This window comes from Romboutsia weinsteinii (assembly GCF_002250835.2).
Lineage (GTDB): Bacteria > Bacillota > Clostridia > Peptostreptococcales > Peptostreptococcaceae > Romboutsia_A > Romboutsia_A weinsteinii.
Genome location: NZ_NOJY02000002.1, coordinates 16,038 through 38,342 on the forward strand (window position 1 = coordinate 16,038; position 22,305 = coordinate 38,342).

General features: G+C 28.2%; 17 protein-coding genes. 2 read left to right on the plus strand and 15 right to left on the minus strand.

Annotated features, from left to right (window positions below; all coding sequences use genetic code 11):
• The first annotated feature begins 82 nt into the window (after window positions 1-82).
• Window positions 83-3,106 (plus strand): DUF11 domain-containing protein, encoded by a 3,024-nt coding sequence (locus CHL78_RS20525; RefSeq protein WP_094368000.1) that lies wholly within the window; start codon window positions 83-85, stop codon window positions 3,104-3,106.
• Window positions 3,107-3,178: 72 nt separating this feature from the next.
• Here CHL78_RS20525 and CHL78_RS01155 read toward each other — a convergent pair whose 3' ends face one another.
• From CHL78_RS01155 to CHL78_RS01180, 6 genes are all read right to left on the minus strand, one after another.
• A complete protein-coding gene (locus CHL78_RS01155) occupies window positions 3,179-4,105 on the minus strand; it encodes an AEC family transporter (protein ID WP_094367999.1) in 927 nt (308 codons plus the stop codon).
• Between the two features lie 114 nt (window positions 4,106-4,219).
• On the minus strand, window positions 4,220-4,993 hold the full coding sequence (locus CHL78_RS01160; protein ID WP_094367998.1) for a tyrosine-protein phosphatase: 774 nt from the start codon (window positions 4,991-4,993) through the stop codon (window positions 4,220-4,222).
• A gap of 248 nt (window positions 4,994-5,241) precedes the next feature.
• Window positions 5,242-5,643 (minus strand): aspartate 1-decarboxylase, encoded by a 402-nt coding sequence (gene panD, locus CHL78_RS01165; protein ID WP_094367997.1) that lies wholly within the window; start codon window positions 5,641-5,643, stop codon window positions 5,242-5,244.
• Between the two features lie 24 nt (window positions 5,644-5,667).
• Window positions 5,668-6,513 carry a pantoate--beta-alanine ligase gene (gene panC / locus CHL78_RS01170; RefSeq protein ID WP_094367996.1) on the minus strand — a complete coding sequence of 282 codons (846 nt, stop codon included), beginning with the start codon at window positions 6,511-6,513 and terminating at the stop codon, window positions 5,668-5,670.
• A gap of 11 nt (window positions 6,514-6,524) precedes the next feature.
• On the minus strand, window positions 6,525-7,352 hold the full coding sequence (gene panB, locus CHL78_RS01175) for a 3-methyl-2-oxobutanoate hydroxymethyltransferase (RefSeq protein WP_094367995.1): 828 nt from the start codon (window positions 7,350-7,352) through the stop codon (window positions 6,525-6,527).
• Window positions 7,353-7,354: 2 nt separating this feature from the next.
• On the minus strand, window positions 7,355-8,206 hold the full coding sequence (locus CHL78_RS01180) for a Rossmann-like and DUF2520 domain-containing protein (protein WP_330408561.1): 852 nt from the start codon (window positions 8,204-8,206) through the stop codon (window positions 7,355-7,357).
• A gap of 498 nt (window positions 8,207-8,704) precedes the next feature.
• On the opposite strand from CHL78_RS01180, the gene CHL78_RS01185 reads away from it, so the two are divergent.
• On the plus strand, window positions 8,705-9,799 hold the full coding sequence (locus CHL78_RS01185) for an acyltransferase family protein (protein WP_094367994.1): 1,095 nt from the start codon (window positions 8,705-8,707) through the stop codon (window positions 9,797-9,799).
• A 163-nt stretch (window positions 9,800-9,962) separates the two neighbouring features.
• On the opposite strand, the gene CHL78_RS01190 is transcribed toward CHL78_RS01185, so the two are convergent.
• The 9 genes from CHL78_RS01190 to CHL78_RS01230 all read right to left on the minus strand — a co-directional run bounded on the left by CHL78_RS01190 (window position 9,963) and on the right by CHL78_RS01230 (window position 22,200).
• Window positions 9,963-12,626 carry a cation-translocating P-type ATPase gene (locus CHL78_RS01190; RefSeq protein WP_094367993.1) on the minus strand — a complete coding sequence of 888 codons (2,664 nt, stop codon included), beginning with the start codon at window positions 12,624-12,626 and terminating at the stop codon, window positions 9,963-9,965.
• Window positions 12,627-12,890: 264 nt separating this feature from the next.
• On the minus strand, window positions 12,891-15,086 hold the full coding sequence (locus CHL78_RS01195) for a sensor histidine kinase (protein WP_147295788.1): 2,196 nt from the start codon (window positions 15,084-15,086) through the stop codon (window positions 12,891-12,893).
• On the minus strand, window positions 15,058-15,762 hold the full coding sequence (locus tag CHL78_RS01200) for a response regulator transcription factor (RefSeq protein ID WP_094367991.1): 705 nt from the start codon (window positions 15,760-15,762) through the stop codon (window positions 15,058-15,060). The genes CHL78_RS01195 and CHL78_RS01200 overlap by 29 nt, the downstream gene beginning before the upstream one ends.
• A 470-nt stretch (window positions 15,763-16,232) precedes the next feature.
• On the minus strand, window positions 16,233-17,408 hold the full coding sequence (locus CHL78_RS01205) for a hypothetical protein (protein WP_094367990.1): 1,176 nt from the start codon (window positions 17,406-17,408) through the stop codon (window positions 16,233-16,235).
• 11 nt (window positions 17,409-17,419) lie between these two features.
• Complete coding sequence (locus CHL78_RS01210) at window positions 17,420-18,694, minus strand: hypothetical protein (protein ID WP_094367989.1); 1,275 nt, start codon at window positions 18,692-18,694, stop codon at window positions 17,420-17,422.
• 3 nt (window positions 18,695-18,697) lie between these two features.
• Complete coding sequence (locus CHL78_RS01215; protein WP_094367988.1) at window positions 18,698-19,570, minus strand: ABC transporter ATP-binding protein; 873 nt, start codon at window positions 19,568-19,570, stop codon at window positions 18,698-18,700.
• Window positions 19,571-19,664: 94 nt separating this feature from the next.
• Entirely contained in the window at window positions 19,665-20,876 is a 1,212-nt protein-coding gene (locus tag CHL78_RS01220) for a hypothetical protein (RefSeq protein ID WP_094367987.1), read from the minus strand.
• Window positions 20,877-20,898: 22 nt separating this feature from the next.
• Entirely contained in the window at window positions 20,899-21,645 is a 747-nt protein-coding gene (locus tag CHL78_RS01225) for a hypothetical protein (protein WP_094367986.1), read from the minus strand.
• Window positions 21,646-21,654: 9 nt separating this feature from the next.
• Window positions 21,655-22,200, minus strand: a complete 546-nt coding sequence (locus tag CHL78_RS01230; protein ID WP_094367985.1) for an RNA polymerase sigma factor — start codon at window positions 22,198-22,200, stop codon at window positions 21,655-21,657.
• Window positions 22,201-22,305: the final 105 nt, after the last annotated feature.

A 22,305-nucleotide genomic window follows, 5' to 3' on the forward strand; every position in this document is an offset into this window, starting at 1 on the left:
TTAAAGTATGAACTATATTAATTTTTTAGAATAATATAATAATGAAATTATATAATCTAAAACTTTGAAAGGAGTATTTAGTGTGATCATTACCGGAAAATTAATATTTAATCCAGATAGTACTGCCGAGCTTATTGATAGGAATAACTATGGTATAAAAAATATACCTATACTGTTACAAAATTTATCTACTAAACTTGGACTAATAGTTCTAACAGATGAATCTGGACAATTCCAATTTATTAATGTACCTTCTGGAGATTATCAAGTTATAGAAGTTGCAAAAATGAAAACAAATTTAACAAGCCCTGGAGACTTTAAAAAAGCTTTTATTATCCGTGATATAGTGCCTTCTGACCCTGATGTTTCTGAAGTTGAAAGTACAACCTCTGATACTACAAATATAGTATCATTAAGCCCAAACACTCTTTTTCTCACTGTAAGACGTTCTGATATAAGTAATATTATATTCTTAGATTCTCCCATCAGAAAAATTCCTCTTACATTAAATAACTATGTTACTATTGGAGATAATCTTATAACTTATGCTGATCATGGTACTTGGGGTACTCTACCAAATGGATCACCTACACAATCAAGTCCTGAAACTGAACCATATCCAAATATCCAGTCATCATTTAATTATGTGAAATATGGTTATGACACTGTTCATGATGGTGATTATACTGTGGTTAATATAACTAATGATAACTGTTTTCTTGGGGACTGGTGGAATTTATCATCGGGTGATGAAACTGGAAGGTTTGCTATAGTAAATGGCGATTTTCCTGGCAATCCATTTTTTAAAGAACAAGTTAGTGTAAAACCAAATACAAATTATGTATTTTTAACATGGTTATGTAATATTGATAAAAATCCTTTAGAAGTAAAACCTCAACTTGGAATAGAAATATCTAACTTAAATGGAGATATTTTATATAAAGTAATTTTGGATAATGTTTTTCCTGTAACTAACATACCTACCTGGAATGAAGTTGGAGATATGTTTAATAGTGGAAATAATACTAGTTTAATTATTACTTTTATTAGTGAAGGTCCTGCTGCGTCTGGGAATGATTTTGCAGTTGATAACATAGAACTTAAAGAACTCGAACCTGCCCCTATTACTAATATTCATAAAACTGTCGACAAAGCTTATACATCTCCTAATGATGTATTAACTTATACTATACAATTTACTAATAAAGGACCTGCAACTCTTACAAATGTAGAATTTATTGATCCTTTTCCAAACGAAACTACATTTGTTAATAATTCATTAACGGTAAATGGAGTATCTACTAACTGGCCTTCAGATAATACTTTGGATTTAGGTACAATAGATGTAGATAAAGAGATTACTATAGTTTATCAAGTCAGAGTAGATTCAGGTATAAAACTTGGTACTACTATTAATAATGTAGGACAAGTAATATATAACTTTATTGATTCCCTTGGAAATAAAAATATTGGTACAATTAATAGTAATACTGTAAATACTATAATTAATGCTCTTGAATTGATTTCAAATAAATCAGTTGATAAGGTAGCGGTTTTTAATGGAGATATTCTTCGATATACAATTACAGTTTCTAACTCTGGTGATATAGCAGCTAATAATGTTCTATTCAATGATAATATAAGTAGCAATGTTGAATTTGTTGACGGCTCTCTTTCTGTCGATGGTAAATCATTGTCTGGTAATCCTATTAAAGCACCTGTAAATATAGGTGATATTTTACCATCTCAAAGTAAAAAAATAGAATTTAGCGTTAAAGTCAATAATAGTGATTCAGATGATTTAATTACCAATTATGCAACTTTTAACTATACCTATAAGATGGACCCTAACTCTTCTATTTCTATATCTGGATCTAGCAATTCTAATACTACTAGTACTATTATATTAAGTTGTATGGCTTGTCCGACTGGGCCTCAAGGGATTCCTGGGTTAAATGGAATTACTGGTCCTACTGGTTCTCAAGGGATTCCTGGGTTAAATGGGGTAATTGGACCTACTGGGCCTCAAGGGATTCCTGGGTCAAATGGGGTCACTGGTCCTACTGGTTCTCATGGGATCCCTGGGTTAAATGGAATTACTGGGCCTACTGGTTCTCAAGGTATTCCTGGGTTAAATGGAGTTACTGGTCCTACTGGTGCTCATGGGATTCCTGGTCCCGCAGGTGGGCCTACTGGTGCTACCGGTCCTACTGGACCTTCTGGACCTGCAGGTGGTCCTACTGGGCCTCAAGGCATTATCGGACCTACTGGTGCTACTGGACCTACCGGACCTTCAGGTGGGCCTCAAGGACCTACTGGTGCTACTGGTTCTCAAGGAATTCCTGGATCAAATGGAGTTACTGGTCCTACTGGTTCTCAGGGTATTCCTGGGTTAAACGGTGTTACCGGTCCTACTGGTTCTCACGGGATTCCTGGATTAAACGGTGTTACTGGATCTATTGGTCCACAGGGTATTCCAGGATTAAACGGTGTTACTGGACCTACTGGTCCCCAGGGAATTCCCGGATTAAACGGTGTTACTGGGCCTACTGGTGCTCAAGGCATTCCTGGATTGAAAGGTGATACTGGTCCTACTGGTGCTCATGGGATTCCTGGATTGAAAGGTGATACTGGCGCCACTGGGCCTCAAGGTTTGCGGGGTCCCACTGGACCTGCTTCTACTGAAGATTTATTTAGAATTTATGCTCAATACGTATTATCAGATGATGTCTATTCTTCAATGTTTGATAGGATACCTCTTCGTAGATTATTTACTGATCTTTATTGTTTAAAATTTGATAAGAATAATCGAGGAATAATGCTTAAAGATTTTGGAGTATTGAGCCTAGAATGGAGTATCACTTTTTTATCTTGCTCTGATAAATATTATGTGAAAGCTGGTCTAGCAATTAACAACGAGTTTATACCTGGTTCAGTGTCAGAAGTTAGAAATTACAATTCACTGAACTGTATTGTAACTCTAAATGGCTCAGTATTATTTAATTCTATTACTGAAAATAATATGTTATCATTATTATTTTTAAATAATTATGATACTCGTATAGAAGTAATAGATGCATCTCTTCGAATTACTAGTCTTTACTAATTTTTTATTTATATAAATATTAAAAGGCCTGAGTATAAAATACTCAAGCCTTTTTACTTATTATTAATTAATCTAAATAGGTAAAATATTAATTATTAAAGGTATTGTTACAATAGAAAATAATGTAGTAATAAACACTCCTATTGATGCACTCTGTGTATTTCTATTGTATTGATTACTAAGCATAACCGTCATAGACCCTGATGGTAAACCTACTGTAACACTTATAATTCCAATAATAAATTGATTATCTAAAAATAAACTTAAAAGTACATATATAATTATAGGCATGACAATAAGCTTAACTAGTGCTAGTGGATATATCTTAGAAATTTTAAACACTTCTTTTAGAGGTACTAGTGCTAGAGAAGAACCTATTACCATCATTGATAAAGGTATTGTACTATCTCCTACAGTACCTAATATATCAGCTATTGTAGCAGGTACTTTAATATCTAATAGATAAATAATAAGTGCCAATACTGCTGATACTATACCTGGATTTACCAATTTCTTAATATCAAACTTAGCTTTCTCTTCACTACCTTTAGTAAGTAAGTATACTCCATAAGAGAAAATTAACACATTAAATGGTATGTTTAGTATGGATGCATAAAATACTGCTCCATCTCCATAAATTGATTTTAAAATTGGAAATCCTATAAATCCTGTATTTGCAAAAATTAGTAGCATTTGATAAATTCCAAAGTTCTCTTCTTCCACTTTAAAGCACTTTACTACGATTCGAGCAAATATAGGAAGGACACAGTATAATAAAATACCTAATATTAAAATAAATATGACGTCTTTTTTACTTCCCATAACAGAATCTCCACATACTGAAGCTATTACTAAAGCTGGAGAAGTTACTTTTACAATTAATTCCGAAATTTTTTTATTTGTAGCTTCATCTAAAATACCTAACTTATTAACTATATAACCAAGCATTAGTATTCCAAATAAAACTAACATTGTATTTAATACAACAATAATATCCATCTTATTCCCCTTTTGCAAAAATTATAGTAGTCTAATTTTAATAATTCATACTACTTCGTCATTTATATTCTATAATATAATCTTTAGATTTGCTACTTTTAAATTAGTTTAAAATTATTCTAGGTATTTACCTCTTAGATCTTTAATATCTCTTTCTGTTAGATTGAATTCCCCTTTTAAAAAATCTTCTGTACTTTGGTATTCCTCGTCAATTCTTTGAAATGAAGCATTTATATAATCTTCATTAACTCCAAATATATAGTTTAATTTTTCAATTGGTAATTCATAGCCATCATTTTTTATCTTAAAAAATGCATCCTTTGCATATGGATTATTCTCTAAGAATTCTTTTATAGATTCATTAGTATAATCATTACTCTTTAAATAATCCTTTACTATATCTTCTCTGCTAACTCCTAATAGCATAAGTATTATGGCACATCCTACGCCAGTTCTGTCCTTGCCAGCTGTACAGTGATTTAATATAGGCAACATCTCTGGATTTTTTATAAACTCAACTAGCTTTTTATATGAAGGATTATTTATTGGAAGATTATAATAATTTTCTTTTAGTATTTGAAATGAATTCTCCACATACAAAAATGTTTTTATCATATCTTCAACAGAACCAAACTTTAATCCATTTTTTGTAGTCATATCCATAGCTGTAATTCTTATATTAGTAATATTATCTAGCTCAGGAGTAGGATAGCATCTTATCTCTTCTTCTGTTCTGTAATCTAATATATTTTTTATTTTTAGTTTTTTTAGGTATTCTTTCTCTTCCACTGACAGGTCTGAAAGATGTCCAGATCTAAAGAATATTCCATATTTTACTTTTCTACCATCTATGGATTTATACCCTCCTAAATCTCTAAAATTAATCATAACTCCTCCTAAGTATTTATTTTATAATTTGTAATAAGTTTAATTGTATTATTACAATCAATCAGCTACTATATGCTATTTTGTACATGTTTTTATGCGTAAAATTTAAATACTTAGGTTTTGGTTACATAAACATCTTATCCTGTATTATAAAATATCTTTATATACTAAATATATTTTATACTGTAAAAAAGTAAGTCTAGCTATTAAATACTAGACTTACTTTTTTATTTTCTCTTTCTAAGTATCTACTTAATTATCATTTTGTTTGATAACTGCCCGTGCCTCTCATATCTAGCAATATCATAAATTCTGTTATTTTCATCTACAAAGACTACCTTTGGCTTATGATTCTTTACTTCTTCTTCATCTAGGTCACAATAAGCCATTATTATTACTTTATCTCCAACTTGCACGCATCTTGCAGCAGCTCCATTTAAGCATATCAACCCGCTACCTCTTTCACCTGCTATAGTATAAGTCTCAAATCGGATTCCATTATCAATATCTACTATGTGGACTTTTTCATATTCTAAGATTCCTGCTGCCTCTAGTAACTCTTCATCTATAGTTATACTTCCAACATAATTCAACTCAGCTTGTACTACTTTAGCTCTATGAATTTTACCTTTTAACAAATTCATTTTCATGCTTATATTCCCCCTATATACTAATTAAACTTCATACGTAAAATTATCTATTAATCTTGCTTTTCCAATATAAACTGCTATAGCTACTAATACTGACATTTCTATATATTCTATAGGTTTAATTGATACACTATCCACTACTTCAATGTAATCTATAGTTGCTCGTGGCTCTTTATTAATAACTTCTTTAATTGCTTCAACTATAATATTTGAGTTTTTCTCTCCATCAAAAATTATCTTCTTCGCATGGTTAAGTGCTTTATTTAGTATTGTAGCTATTTTTCTTTCTTCTTCTGATAAATAAGAATTCCTCGAGCTTTTAGCAAGCCCATCTTTTTCTCTTATTATAGGACATCCAATAACTTCTACATCAAAGTTTAAGTCTATAACCATTCTCTTTATTATTGCTAGTTGCTGTGCATCTTTTTGGCCAAAATAAGCCTTGTCAGGTTTTACTATATTAAATAATTTACTAACTACAGTACAAACACCTCCAAAATGAGTTGGTCTGCTTTTGCCACAAAGCTCATTACTTAGGTTGTTCATCTCTACAAAAGTAGAGAAGTCATTATTGTATATTTCTTCTTTGTTTGGATTAAATATAATATCTGCACCAGCATTTTCGCATATTATAGTATCTCGTTCTAAATCTCTAGGATAAGAATCCAAATCTTCATTTTCTCCAAACTGAGTAGGATTTATAAATATGCTAACTACTACCTTATCATTTTCCTTTGACGCTCTTTTTATTAAACTTTCATGTCCTTCATGTAAGTATCCCATAGTAGGTACAAGACCTACACTTAATCCCTCATTTTTGAATTTTTTTACTTGCTCTCTAATTTCTTCTATTGTATTTAAAATTATCATATATTTATCCTCTAATATAATTTAGCTAATACTGCTTCTTCTACTCTAAATCCATGCTCTTCACTTGGGAAAATTCCATTTCCTACTTCATCTATATAATTTTTAAATGCAGCGTTCATTCTTTCACCTAAGTTTTCGTACTTCTTAACAAACTTTGGAGTAAAATCACTAAACATGCCTAACATATCTTGGTAAACTAATATTTGACCATCACAGTCAGCTCCGGCTCCAATTCCTATTGTAGGTATTGATAATTTTTCAGTAACTAATGCTGCAACTTTAGATGGTATTCCCTCTAAAACAACTGCAAAAGCTCCTGATTTTTCAACGGCTAGTGCATCTTCAATAAGTTTTTTTGCAGCTTCTTCATCCCTACCTTGAACCTTAAACCCTCCAAATTCATTTACTGATTGAGGAGTTAATCCTAAGTGACCCATAACTGGTATAGAAGCCTTTACTATTGATTCTATTTTATCGCATACTTCTGCTCCACCTTCAAGTTTTACAACTTGTGCTCTACCTTCTTTTATCAACCTTCCAGCATTGACTACTGCATCATATACAGATGTTTGATAAGACATAAATGGCATATCTGCAACAATTAAAGAGTTTTTTGCACCTCTAGATACTGCCTTTGTATGGTGAATCATATCTTCCATTGTCACTGATAATGTGTCTTCATATCCTAGGCATACCATTCCTAATGAGTCCCCAACTAAAATACCATTTATTCCTGCATTATCAATAAGCTTAGCTGTAGAATAATCATATGACGTAAGCATAGTTAGTTTTTTGCTTCTTTCCTTAGCTTCTTTAAATGTAATAACCGTATTTTTCATTTTTAATCCCCCAAATATTCTTCTATTTTTGTATAATCCCTATTTTGATTTTTTACTTTAGCTATTTGTAAAAGATTTTTAGAAAGAAGTCTATATAAACTTTCGTCTTCTTTGTCTAAAACTTCACAATGATTTTTAATCGTGTTTAAGTCTCCACGCTCAACAGGTCCAGTAAGACTATTTATGGTTCCATTTTCTTTAATATTTCTTATATTAAATTCTATTAGTGGAAAAATAGCCTTTAAAGTATCTTCCTCTGAAAAATTACATTTTTTTAGATACTCGATTCCTGTATTTATTATGCCTAACACAAAATTACTTACACTTACACAAGAAAGATGATATAAAATTTTATTCTCTTTGGATATAATTTCAACACTATTTCCTAATGACATGAATAAATTCTTTAGGTAATCTTGGTGTTTTTTATCACCTTCAATGGTTATAAAAGTATTTGAAAAATCTTTGTAAGAACTGTATTTATTTGAAATAGCTAATATTGGATGGATAGAATAACCGTATGCACCATACTCAGTTATATTTGAAAAGATTTCTGAAGAAATTGAACCACTACAATGGCAGATTAATTTATTATTAATATTAAACTCTTTTATTTCATTCCATACACCTTCAATTTCCACATCAGGTGTAGTGATGAAAATAGTATCACTATCTTTTATTAAAGTTTCTAAGTTATCGTAAGGTTTACTAGATGTAAAGATTGCAGCTTCTTTAGCAGAATGCCACTTCTTACTGTAATACCCACTTAAATTAGTATTATTGTCTTTTAGATATTTGCCTAAGGAAAAACCAACTTTTCCTGCTCCAATAAATCCAATTTTTATAGTTCCCACCTCCTAATCGAGTGTGCTACTATCATATTTAATATAAATTATTCTTCAACTTCAAATATACTTGGTGCGGTTTCCTAAGAATACCACCCATAATTTAAACTATATATAATATGGTATTATTTGTCAATTAACATTAAAAGCCTCAGTATCAGATATTACATACATATTTATGTAAGTCCATCGCAATATCAAATCTACCACTTTCCCATTTTTCTAGTTCGCGATCTATATTTTTAACGATTTTAGTATCAATTATATTCACAGTATTAAGCATTGCATTAACTTGACCTAATATCTCCTGTAATTATGGTATTCCCTTTTAACCTAAATTTCATCTATAAATACTCAAATTATTTCATATTTTCTTAAGATTATTTCGTTTTATTCTTATATTCTAAAAAAAATAAGTACAAATATTTTATACTACTCGTATAATATTTGTGGTAAAATCAAGAAAACGTTAGTTAATATGAACATTAATCATATAAGGAGGCATTTATGAGAAGACATGAAATAGATTGGATCAGAAATATAAGTATATTAATGCTTTTTGCCTATCATACAGCAGCTATATTTTGTAAGTTTGGTGATTTTTATATAGTATCAGAGCAAAAGAATTTTCTTGCTGATTTACTAATTATAGTATTATTTGTATGGTATATGCCTATGCTATTTTTCCTTGCAGGAGCATCCACTCATTTTTCTTTGGAAAATAGGAGCATTAAGGATTATATGAAGGAAAGAATAAGAAAACTTTTAGTACCACTTATTTTTGGAATTATAGTAGTAGTACCACCTCAAACATATTTAGCAAGAGTCTGGAGAGGAGAAACTAACTTAAATTACTTTGAACATCTAAAATATTTCTTCACAAATATAAATGATTTTTCTGGATTTGATGGAGCTTTTACTCCTGCTCACCTATGGTTTATTTTATATTTATTTGTAGTCTCTATAATTGGAGGATTTATAATATACAAAATATTTAAAGGTGACTGTGGAGAAAAAATAATAAACATAATTAAATCAATATTCTTTGGCAAGTTTAGTATTTTAACTCTTTTAACTCTTGGAGTAATAAGTGATTTATTCCCAAGTATTATGGGAAAAAGTATTTTAGGATGTCTTATTGTTTTCATATTTGGATATATAACATATAAAGACATCACTCTTATTGAAAAAATTCAAGCAAACAAATTTAAATTCTTATTAATATTTATAGGTTGTGGATTGTTTGGAATTTTATATACATTCTTAATGAGACCTGATGAAGTAAATACATTTATTTGGGTAATAGATTCTTTATTTAAAAATACTTTATTAATTTCAGCAATAGGCGCAGTAGTTGCATTTTCAAGTATTTACTTAAATAAAAGTAATAAGGTATTAAGGTATTTAAATAAGTCAGCTTTTGCTGTGTATATAATACATCAACCTATTTTGCTTGCATTAGCTTTTATTATTATACCTATAATAAAATCTACTACTTTATCAATGATATTAATCATCGTACTTTCTACAGCAATTACTTTTATTGTTTATGAGATTTTAAGAAAGATGAAAATATTTAATAAGGTTTTAATAATGAGATAATTAAGATTATAATTTTACTGAAAATAGTAAAAAACATTATTATGAATATGAAATCAAATTTTATTTTAAAAATAAAAAAAGGGGATGACTTTAAATTAGTCATCCTCTTTATTTTATTTAAGACAATATAATTATTATATATTTGTAAATAATATTATTTTGCTTACTTAGCTTTTACTTTTATAAATTTACTAGCTTCCATTAATAGACTTGCAACTACTGCTAAACCAAAACAAGTCACTAAGCTTATTAATCCAAATGATGCTGGCATTGCAAATATTTCTCTCATAAATGGTACTAATGTTATACCAAACATACCTAAACATATTACAACTGCACCTAAAGCATATTTGTTACTTGTAAATCCTAACTTAAATATTGTTTCAGTGTTAGATCTTGAAGCAAATGTTTGTATTATTCTAGATAAAGTAAGTGTAGCAAATGCCATTGCAGTACCTAACTCTGGAGAGTGCTTCATACCTACATATTGAGCAACTATTGTTACTATACCTATTATACTACCTCTAATTAACACAGCCTGTAATGTTCCTCCAGCTAATATACTTTCATTTGGCTGTCTTGGAGGATTGTTCATTACACCTTTTTCAGGCTTTTCAAGACCAAGCGCTATTGCTGGTAGAGAGTCTGTTACTAAGTTAATGAATAATAATTGTAATGTAGTAAATGGATTAGCCCAATCTGCCATTACTGCAAACAATATAGCAATTATTCCACCTAAGTTCCCAGAGAATAAATAAGTTATAGATTTTTTAATGTTTGTATAAACTGTTCTACCTACTTCAACTGCATTTACGATCGTAGCAAAGTTATCATCAAGTAGTACCATAGCTGAAGCATCTTTTGCAACTTCTGTACCACTTCCCATACCGATTCCTATATCTGCTTGTTTTAAAGCTGGAGCATCATTTACTCCGTCTCCTGTCATTGCTGTTACTTTACCTTTTCTTTGCCATGCTTTTACTATTCTTATTTTATTTTCTGGTGAAACTCTTGCATATACTGAAATATTCTCTAATTTATCATCTAATTCTTCTTCACTAAGTGCATCTAATTCTTGACCTGTAAGAGCTAAATCACCATCAACCATAATACCTATATCTTTTGCTATTGCAGCAGCCGTAGTTTTATGGTCACCTGTTATCATTACTGTCTTTATACCAGATTCTTTTGCTTCTCTTACTGCATCATATACTTCTTCTCTTGGCGGATCTATCATCGCCATAATACCTATTAAAGTCAATTCATCTTCGTCTTCTATACTTGGTACGAAGTTTTCATCTGCTATATTTTTAGTAGCAAATGCAAGTACTCTTAGTGCTTTATTAGAAAACTCTTCATTTTTATTTCTATATTCGTTAATTATTTCTTCACTTATTGGTACTATCTCTCCGTTGTCTAATGCGTATTTACATCTATTAAATACTACATCTGGAGCACCTTTTGTAAACATTACTACTTTGCTATCTATTTTATTAACTGTAGACATTAATTTTCTATCACTATCAAATGGTAGTTCATTAAGTCTATTGTATTTTTCTCTAAATATCTTATAATCTAAATTATTTTTACCTGCATAATTTATAAGAGCAACCTCTGTTGGGTCTCCTATTTCAACCCCTTCATGAGTTATGTCTGAGTCATTACAAAGAGTTGAAGCTAATGATAATGCTAATTCTTGGTCTGACATAGCCTCAATTGATAGTTTATCAGTTTCTAACATGTTATCAGTAAGTGCTACTTCTCTACCCAATACATTATCAGCTAAAGAGGCCTTTTTAGCTCCATACATATATGAATCTACAACTGTCATTTTGTTTTGAGTTAATGTACCAGTTTTGTCTGTACAGATTACACTTGTTGATCCTAGAGTTTCAACTGCTGGCAACTTTCTTATTATAGCTTGTTTTTTAGCCATAGTATTTGTTCCAACTGCTAATACTATTGTAACTATTGAAGAAAGTGCTTCTGGTATTGCTGCAACTGCTATAGCTATTGCAAACATAAATGAATCTACTACATTTCCACCTCTAATTACTTGAACAGCAAATATTATAGCTGATAATAAAACTATTCCTATACCTAACTTTTTACCAAAGTCATCAAGCTTTTGTTGAAGTGGTGTTTCTTTGTTTTCAGCAGTATCAAGTAAGTTTGCTATTTTACCTACTTCTGTTCCCATACCACATCCAGTTACTACATATGTTGCTCTACCGTAAACTACCATAGAACCACTAAATACCATGTTCTTTTGATCTCCTAATGCACTTTCATCTTCTATTGCATCTTCATGCTTAAGAACTGGTTCTGATTCACCTGTAAGCATACCTTCAACAACCTTAAGTGTTTGAGCTTCAATTATTCTACCGTCTGCTGGTACATAATCTCCTGCTTCAAGCATTACTATATCGCCTACTACTAATTCTCTCGATGGTACTGTAATCTTAGCATTTGCTCTAATTACTTTTGCATTTGGAACTGATAGTTGTTTTAAACTAGCAAGAGATCCTTCTGCTTTTTTAGTTTGAACAACACCTAATATTGAGTTTAATATTAAAACTGCAAATATTATTGCTGACTCAACTATTTCTCCTAAAAATACTTGAACAAGAGCTGCTATTAAAAGAATTATTACTAATGGATCTTTAAAACTTTCCACAAATAGCTTCCACGTTGGAGTTTTTTCCTTTTCTTCTAATTCATTGTAGCCGTTTTTGCTCAGTCTTTTTTCTGCTTCTTGGTTAGACAATCCACTTATGTCACTACTTAGATGTCTTATTACTTTTTCTGATGTTTTTTTGTAAAACATAACTATTTCCCCCTAGATTTGATTTTTTAAAATAAAAAAGACCTTCAAAGTAGACAGTATTAGTCTACTTTGAAGGTCTTGCTAACAAGTTTAATATACTCGCTAATCAACCGGGATATAAATCCGAAATGACGATTGATTATCACTTTTCGTGAAAGCTACTCCCCTTCAAGGGAATTTTCTATTTGTTATTATTATATATAATCCTAAATCTAATTGCAAGTATTTTTATAATTGTTAAAAATATTTAACAATCATTGTCATTTATCTAATTAGATTCCCATTTAAGTTTTTCTTAAATGTAATAATCACCTTAAATAAATCTCCATCTATATTTACATCAAAGCTTCCACCTTGAAGCTCTACAAAACTCTTTGCAATAGCTAATCCAAGTCCACTTCCCTCAGTATTTCTAGATTTATCTCCTCTTACAAATCTTTCAGTTATATCTCCTATATCGTAGCTAATCTCTTCTTCAGACATATTTTTAAAGCTTATAGTTACTATGTCTTCTAAGTCTATTATATCGATAAATACTCTAGATCCTCTCATAGCATACTTAGTAATATTTAATATAAGATTTTCAAATACTCTAAATGTACGTTGGCTATCTAATCTTAATATTACTTTTTCACTAGGTATATTTTTCTTTATTACTAAGTCTGATTGTATTATCTTGTCATCTAACTCTAGTAAAGTCTGCTTCATAAGTGACACTATATCAACATCTATCATATTTAAGTTTACATCCCCACTGGTTGCCTTACTTACTTCAAATAAATCTTCTATTAAATCTTTAAGTCTTTGAGATTTTCTATCAAGTACATCTAAATATTGTTCTCTTTTTTCCTTAGTTAGATTTTCATCTTTTAATAAATCCACATAAGTTATTATAGAAGTAAGAGGTGTTTTTAAATCATGGCTTACATTTGATATAAGCTCAGTCTTCATCTTTTGACTCTTTACTTCTTCTTTAACAGCATTTTTAAATCCTTGTTGAACTTGGGATACATCTTCCTTTAATGAGTTAAACACACCTAAGTCCTCCTCTGTATTAACATCTAAATTTCCACTTGCTATTTCATTAGTAAGCTTTAGTAATCCGTTGTAATTATTATTTATCATAGTATATCTTTTTCTTATCAATGTAAATAATATTATGCTGTATATTACTGCAACTATTATACCTATAAACCAAAAGCTACACATTATAGCTATTATAATTAGATTTATCACTAGTAATTTAACAAGTTTTGAATTATTTTTATCTTTTAAATCAAAGCTAGTTAAATTGTTCCAAGCTTTTTTTATTTTTCTTCTACAGTATGATATAAGCTTAACTATTAATGAGTTATTCTTAAAGTAATGTATTATTCTTTCTTTATATATTTTCTTTAGGATAAACACTCCAAAAGATATTACACTAAAGCAAACTGTAAAGTAAATTATATTTAATAAATAAGTTAAAGCACTTACTACTTCTTTACTAAGGCTTATCTGAGTTAAATTTATTAACTCTCCTTTTATAGAGCTTGTCATAATAATTTCTGAAGAGCTATAAATAAATGCAAATGCACACGAAACTATTATTACTAGTATTTCTATTGGCAACTTTGATAATTTATCAATTATTTTTATATCTTTTACTTCTATATATGGAACAAATAAAGAAACCAAAACTATAAAAGCCATAGCTATATTTATAAATAACATAGATGCATCTGAATATGAATACATTGTTTGATCATATACACGATTAGATATAGCGTCATTGTATTGAAGATTTTGTGCTACAGCATACACATATGTCATATTTTTTATAGGTTTTATTTCCACATTTTCTAATTCATAGGTATCAAAATTACCTTTATTCTTGTCAATTACTTGAAGCTTATCATATATAGTTACTTTATTTCCATTATGTACCCTCGATATAGTCATATTTCCATTTTCATCATAATCTACCATCATATAAAATCTATACTGTTCTTTAAGTGTCGATAAGTTATCTCTATATACATCATCATATAAAAATGGATTTTGGCTAAATCCTTGTCTTTTACTAGATTGTTTAGTTTCTTTATTTCTTACATAATAATCAAGATTTTTTAATTTATTATTTAAGTTGTCATTCCAATCGTATATTTTCTTATCAACTTTTTCTTGATATCTAGTTATAATTTCTTGATCACTAGTTGCTCCTTTTAAGTCTAAAATCATATCTGACGGTCTTAGTACATTATCATCATCTTTAGACATCTTATAGTATAGTGCATAATTTGTATTATATATATCATCTAAAAATGCACTACTAGACTCAAACATATTGTACTTAAATTTTGAGCTATCTTTTTCAATTTTAGGATATGATAAACATACTCCTATTGCAGCTATTAATATACTTATTACTAAAATTAGCTTAATTACATATTTATTGTTTTTCGATTTTATATCCAACACCCCATACCACCTTTAAATATTTTGGATTTTTTGAGTTTACCTCTATTTTTTCTCTTATATTTCTTATGTGAACCATTATTGTATCAGTGTTCACTGCTCTTTCTTTCCATACTTTATCATATATATCATCAGCAGAAAATACTATTCCAGCGTTTCTTATAAGTAGTTCTAATATTTTAAATTCAATAGGTGTAGTTTTTATAACTTTTCCATCTACACTCACTTCCTTAGTTTTATTATCTAGTTCTAATCCTCCAACGGTAAATAAATTTTTGTTTACTACATTACTTTGACTCATCTCTAAAAACTTTCTATATCTTCTTAGCTGAGAGTTTACTCTAGCTAGTAGCTCTAGTGGCTTAAATGGTTTACTTACATAATCATCAGCACCTATATTTAATCCTGTTATCTTGTCTATTTCTTCAGATTTAGCTGATAACATAATTACTGGAAATTCATGCTCTAATCTTACTTTCATAGTAAATTCTATACCATCCATCTTTGGCATCATTATATCTACAATTGCTAAATGTATTTCTTCTTTTTCTAATATATCAAGACCTTCTAGACCGTTATTTGCTATAAATACTTTGTATCCTTGATTTAATAAATAAGCTTCTATTGCTTTTGCTATTTCTATTTCATCTTCTACAACTAAAATACTATATAAGTTCATTTGCTACCTCACATATCCTTATTTTTCATAATTATATAATAGCATATATAAAAATCTCCTTTCTTGTTTATTTTGTTAATTTAATAAGTTAGTAACAAAATATTTACTAATCACTTATACCTATATACTAAACAAAAAATTTAAAGATAAAGTTTATATAAATCTAAAGATTTTCTAAAGATTCTTTAAAAATTCTCTTATTATTTAAAAACTATATCTGTAAAAAATGTACAAAATATAATAAAAAACCTCCTTAATGGCATATTTGATTATACCTTTAAAGAGGTTTTTATTTATTTTTAATTTATTATCAGGCTATGTTAACTAACTTTGTGACAGATACTTTTAATTCTTGTCACACTTTTGACTCGACACTATTATAACCATTGATACTTCTAGATTCCTTAGTTAAAAACTGGTTACACTTTATTGTCTTGTGAATATGCTTATTTATAGTTGACCATTATAATTTATTTTATATCAATCTTTTTTTCCTTTTTAATCATTTTATAAATCAATAAATCTGTTACTATCATTAACACTAAATAAAGTATATGTACTGTATATTTAGGCAGATAAGTTGCTGTAGCATTATTTATTCCAACACTCTGTATAAATGCTCCAAATCCAAATAATATTGGAATTTGGATTCCTATAAGTGATATATAGGTACTTACTTTAGATGAAACAAACATGGATACTATACAAACTGCAACCCCTAAGATATAAGTAAGTATTACTGTAAGTATTATGTATTTCCCAAATGTAATATCAAGCCATGAGTAAGTATCACTAAATACTGAATTTATACTACAATCCCAAAACTGATATGTATTGTTAGACTTATATACTGTAAAAAATATACCTAACTGAATTGTAATCAATATAATTGATGAAATTATTCCTGATATAATTTTCTTATTGAATATTTTTCTGCCTATCTTTGAGCTATATTGGAGATAATTTACTTTATTCTTATTGTCATTAATAAAAATCGGAGATATCATAGTAGCTATAGTTATTATAATAAGTATGTTAATCCATATTATTAAATCATTGTAATTTGTGTATATAACAAAATTAAATGGTGAATTTGCATTGTCACTGTTAGTCAACTCTTGATGTCTTTTTTCTATTACTTTATTTGAATAATCTATCTCACTATCCATCCAGAACTCTTTATCCTCGTATCTCTCAATAAAATAATCTATTGCACTAAGTTCCCAAAATAACGCTATATTATCTTCAAATATTATTTTATTTAATAAATTTTTTATATCAGTCTCTTTTTCATTTCCATTTCCTCTTTTATCTAAAGTATTTTGCTTTGCATCAAGATAGGCTTCATAGGTATTTATGCCAAGTCTAAAACTCTCTTCATTGCTTGATAAATATTTTGTAGCCTCTTTTACCTTATCTTCTCTACGAATTTTATAGTCTTTAAACTCCTCTTCATCCATCTCTAGACCATACTTTTCTAGCATATATATACTCTCGTTAAAACTTTCAGTTGTAGGTTGTCCATTTGGAAAAACTTCGATTTCAAAGCTAATAAAAAGTACCCACATCAATATAGTTAATATACCTACTACAATTAAATTGGTAATATTAAATATCTTTTTTATTTCATTTATTATTATCCTCATAATATATCTCCCTAATTTATATCTTGCTTTTTAAATATTTTTACACAACAAATACTACCTACTAAAGTAATTATCATCCATGCAAAAATAGTAATCACTTCATGGTATTTAGTAACTGTAAAAGGTACTTTTGACATAAACCACATACTCGGATTTAGTATTAAGTTAAATACATCAAAATGTAAGTACATAGTTAATGCAGAGCTTTTACCTACAAGTGTTGGTATCATAATATTAATAGCAAACACTATAAAGAATATAAAAAATACTATATAACTATTTTTAACCAGCTTTGAGATTATAAAAGTTATAGCTGCAAAAATTAGTGAACATAATGATACAACTATTATTGATAGTATTATTTGCTGAATTACTGTATTTTTAAATAAATTTATATAAGGCATGGGATATTCCCAGTTAAATGCACTATTTATAGGAATATTTAGCACTTTACTATAATCAAATACTAGGAAGTATGCCAAAAGAGTAATTCCTAAAATAATAGTACTAATTATTATTGCACTAAATAAACATACTATAAATTTATCTTTAGTATTGTTTCTACCCCGTTTTGTAGAATACACTAGTAAGCTTGTATTGTTGTCAAATTCATAATTTATCAAATAAGCTGTAATAAGTACTACTAGTATCATTATTTCATATATACACTTGGAAAATATATTATCAAATAACAAGTTGTGTGTTCTGTATGCTTTTCCATAGAAAAATAAATTTTTATGTTCTTTATTTTCTTTTATTTCTTCAAATCTTTTATTTAATATCTCATATCTTTTTTCAGCGATTTCTTTAGCTTCTCCAGATAGCCCAAATGATTTTATTTCAACATCTTTGACTTTAAGAATATCTATAGATTCATAGGAGTTTACCTGCTCAGTTACTAGAAATAAGTATAATTCTAATATATTTATTTCATCAAAAAAATTTAATTCTTCTTTTGTAAATACATCACTATCATAGATATTAGTATAGTGGTATTCACCATCTAAGAACTCTTCCATGCTAGAGTAGGTTTTACCTAACTTATCTTTTGTTATTTTATTAAGCTCCTCTAGCCTTGTCTTATAGCTTGTGTTAATATTATCTACCATACTATCATCAATTTTATATCCAAACTCATCTATTATATTATTAATTATTTTAAGATCATTACTTATATAAGAATTATCATAAATAACAAATAAGTTAAATGCTATAAACAAAACTGTTAAAGCAAGTACTATAGGAGATAGTACTATTTTTTTAATTTCATGATATTTTATATCCATATACTACACTCCTATTACATCATCTTTGTACTCATATAAAAATATATCTTCTAATGAAGGATACACCAAGTTCCAAGACTTATCATACTCTTTTTCACAAATAAATCTTACCTTAACTTTTTTGTGTTCCTGCTTTTCTGATAAAGATAAATGCCTTTTTCTAAATTCAATGATCTCACTATTATCTACTTCTGCTTCAAATACTTTTCCATGTAGTTTCTGGCATATATTCTCTATTCTATCTTTGTAAAGTAACTGCTTGTCCTTTATCATAATTATTTCATTTGATATAGATTCTATATCTGAAACTATATGAGTTGATACTATTACTATTTTATCTCTTGATAATTCACTAAGTATGTTTCTAAATCTTGCTCTTTCCTTAGGATCAAGACCTGCTGTTGGCTCATCAAGAATTAATATTTTAGGATTATTTAAAAGTGCTTGTGCAATACCTACTCTTTGTATCATACCTCCAGAAAACTTCTTCATTTTCTTATCAGCCACATCTTCTAATGCTACTAGCTTTAATAATTCTTTTATTCTTGCTTTAGCTTTACTTGTTTCTATTCCCTTAAGTGATGCTATGTACATTAAAAACTTGTTTGGTGAATAATTTTTATAATATCCAAAATCCTGTGGTAAGTAACCTAATAAATTGCGATACTCTTCATCCATAGATACTATTTCTTTTCCTTCATAAAGTATTTCTCCATCTGTTGGAAAAATCAATGTTGATAGCATTTTTATAAGTGTAGTCTTACCTGCTCCGTTTGGTGCAAGAAGTCCATATAAACCATTTTCAAATTCCATATTTATGTTTTCTAAAGCAGTAAAATCTCCATACTTTTTTGTTATGTTTTTTATTTGTAGCATTTGTCTCCTCCGTAATTTAATTTATAAATTTAATGACCACTAAATATATTCATTTATATATTCGTAAGTGGTCATTAAAAAGTTTTAATTTATTTTAATTAATTTCTATTTTTTGCTCTCTTTTATTTCTTATGTACATAATTGTAGATACTATAATTATTAAAAGTAAATACACAATTTCAAATGTGTACTTTGGAAGGTATACCGTTCCTAATCTATTGATATTAATATACATACTAGTTACATAGTTTACTAAAAGCTTAAGTAATAAATTATTAAAAATAAATAAATTAATAACTTGTATACCTAAAAGTGATATATATGTATTTACTTTGCTAGAAATATATATTGATATTAAACTCATTATTATACCTACTGCATATACACATAAAATTGTTACTCCTATGTAGTTTTTAAAGGTTAAGTCGTACCATGATTTAACTGGAGTATTGTAATATCCAGATATACTACAGTCAAAGAATACACTAGTTCCTTGCTTAGAATAATATATATAAAATACTATCAGTTGAAGAGTTATTATAAGTATACTCGCAAGTAAGGATACTATTATTTTTTTCTTAAATAAGCTTCTACCTGTTTTTGATGAGTACTGAATATAGTTTAATTTAGTTATTTTATCCTTAAGATATATTGGTGAAATCATAAGTACTATACTTACTAAAATAATAGTTGTTACTGACTTTATCTGAGCATCATACTCTTCAAATACGGTATAAGGAAGTAGTGATTTTATATCTCCACTACTAATAATTTCTTTCATTCTAGGTACTGATTTTATCCATGTTGACTTATTTTCATTTATTGAGCTACCATGATATGGATTTTCATCCTTGAATAAAGTATATTCATAGCAAATTAATATGTTTTCCATCTCAGATAGTTCATTAAATACACTTATCTCATCATGGTATCTATACTTATAATAAAGATCATTTAGCTCTTGACTTTGATATTTTTCTTCTCCATTATTTCTTGTTATCTTAAAAAATTCTTCATAGTTTATTACACCTAAATCAGCAAATTCTTTATTATCTTTAATAATTTTCTCTGCTTTGGCTACTTTTTTATTATATTTTTCTTTAAAATCTAAAAACTCATCTTCTTCCATAGTATTTCCGTAGCTTTTTACCATCTGAACTGCTGTATTCTTCACTAAATCTCTATTTCCCGCTACTCTAGCATGAGGAACCACAAATCTTAAAAACATTAATCCAGTTATTATTATCAGTATAGCTACTGATTTTATAGTAAATATTTTTTCTAATTCATATTTTATTAATTTCAATTCCCCTAATCCCCCTACTTCTTTAGTTTATACTTATTAAGCTTTTCTTATATTTTGATAATACCTGTATGTTTTTAACGTATGAATATATTGCAATAGCTGAAATAAGTACATATATAGCCATAGGCATATTCTCAAGTACAGCTGTGTATTTTGTTAAATTTAAATTTATAAATAAAGCATTTAAAATGACCCATCCTGATATTACTGCATACCTTGTATACTTAGATCTTACTTTTACTAATGAATACAGAAGTATTGCTGAAAACAAAAATACTGAAGTAGTAGAAATCATTATACCTCTTAATACATCTATATACTTATAAATACTTGTAACAAATATAGTGTTTATTAATATTGAAATAACACTAAACACTAACATTCTTAGTGCTGAGATTTGGTATAAATTATACTTACATACCATTTCAATATCATAAGTATTATTTTCTTTCATATTTATAAATGAAAATAAATTTGTTGCAAAATAATATAGCGGAGATATTGTAAATACAAAGGCATAAATATTTTGAGTTTTATCTAATCCCCTTAATACTCCTATATAAATAAAAGCTAGTACTGAAACTACCAAAATACTTAAAAATGTTAGCTCTGATAAATCATGAAATAAATTTCTAAATCCTATTTCTTTATACATGTTCTTTATATATGAATAAAATGATTGCTGTTTTTGAAGCCCTTTATCTAGAATAATATTAATTTGATTATTTATCTCAAAATCGTCTGGCATAGCTATATTAAATTTTTCCATTTCTTCCTCCTAAATAATATTAAATTCTTTTTTTACTCTTTTAATAATAGAGTAATATTTAGTTTTTACCGTTGATTCTGGAATCTGAAGTATTTCAGATATTTCTAAAAATGTAGCTTCAAGAAATATCTTAAGCCTAAATATCTCTTGATACTGGGTGTCTAATTTATTTACTACTTGCTGTATTTTATCTACATCTTCCTTCTGCTCTAAATTAACTACAAAATCATCTTTATCTGAAATTTCTTTCTCTTCAATACTCTCTTGCATACTGCTGTACCTATAACTTTTAGAGCGGTAGTAATCTACTAATTTGTTTGTGGATATCTTATATAGCCATGTCCTAAATGATGATTTACCCTTGTCAAAATTATGTATACTTTTTAGTACACTTATAAATATTTCTTGAGTCAAATCTAGTGAAGTCTCTTTGTCTGATACTTGTTTGTATACATACACATATACTTCTTTATAATATATTGATATAAGTTCATTAGCACTTTCTTTATCATTTTTCTTAATAATCTTTTTAATAAGCCTTAAGTCTTTGTCCATTTTTTAACCTCATTTTTATTTGCTAATTATATATTCGTAAATAAGTCTTATTTAGTTTTAGTTTTTTATTATTTTTTCTAAATTAAATTATTTTAATATAAATTA

Excerpts from the sequence above, each read along its gene's own strand:
- CHL78_RS01155 (WP_094367999.1), bottom strand. The coding sequence starts at position 4,105 with ATGGATATTATTGTTGTATTAAATACAATGTTAGTTTTATTTGGAATA.
- CHL78_RS01160 (WP_094367998.1), bottom strand. The coding sequence starts at position 4,993 with ATGATTAATTTTAGAGATTTAGGAGGGTATAAATCCATAGATGGTAGA.
- panD (WP_094367997.1), bottom strand. The coding sequence starts at position 5,643 with ATGAAAATGAATTTGTTAAAAGGTAAAATTCATAGAGCTAAAGTAGTA.
- panC (WP_094367996.1), bottom strand. The coding sequence starts at position 6,513 with ATGATAATTTTAAATACAATAGAAGAAATTAGAGAGCAAGTAAAAAAA.
- panB (WP_094367995.1), bottom strand. The coding sequence starts at position 7,352 with ATGAAAAATACGGTTATTACATTTAAAGAAGCTAAGGAAAGAAGCAAA.
- CHL78_RS01185 (WP_094367994.1), top strand. The coding sequence starts at position 8,705 with ATGAGAAGACATGAAATAGATTGGATCAGAAATATAAGTATATTAATG.
- CHL78_RS01190 (WP_094367993.1), bottom strand. The coding sequence starts at position 12,626 with ATGTTTTACAAAAAAACATCAGAAAAAGTAATAAGACATCTAAGTAGT.
- CHL78_RS01200 (WP_094367991.1), bottom strand. The coding sequence starts at position 15,762 with ATGAACTTATATAGTATTTTAGTTGTAGAAGATGAAATAGAAATAGCA.
- CHL78_RS01205 (WP_094367990.1), bottom strand. The coding sequence starts at position 17,408 with ATGAGGATAATAATAAATGAAATAAAAAAGATATTTAATATTACCAAT.
- CHL78_RS01210 (WP_094367989.1), bottom strand. The coding sequence starts at position 18,694 with ATGGATATAAAATATCATGAAATTAAAAAAATAGTACTATCTCCTATA.
- CHL78_RS01215 (WP_094367988.1), bottom strand. The coding sequence starts at position 19,570 with ATGCTACAAATAAAAAACATAACAAAAAAGTATGGAGATTTTACTGCT.
- CHL78_RS01225 (WP_094367986.1), bottom strand. The coding sequence starts at position 21,645 with ATGGAAAAATTTAATATAGCTATGCCAGACGATTTTGAGATAAATAAT.
- CHL78_RS01230 (WP_094367985.1), bottom strand. The coding sequence starts at position 22,200 with ATGGACAAAGACTTAAGGCTTATTAAAAAGATTATTAAGAAAAATGAT.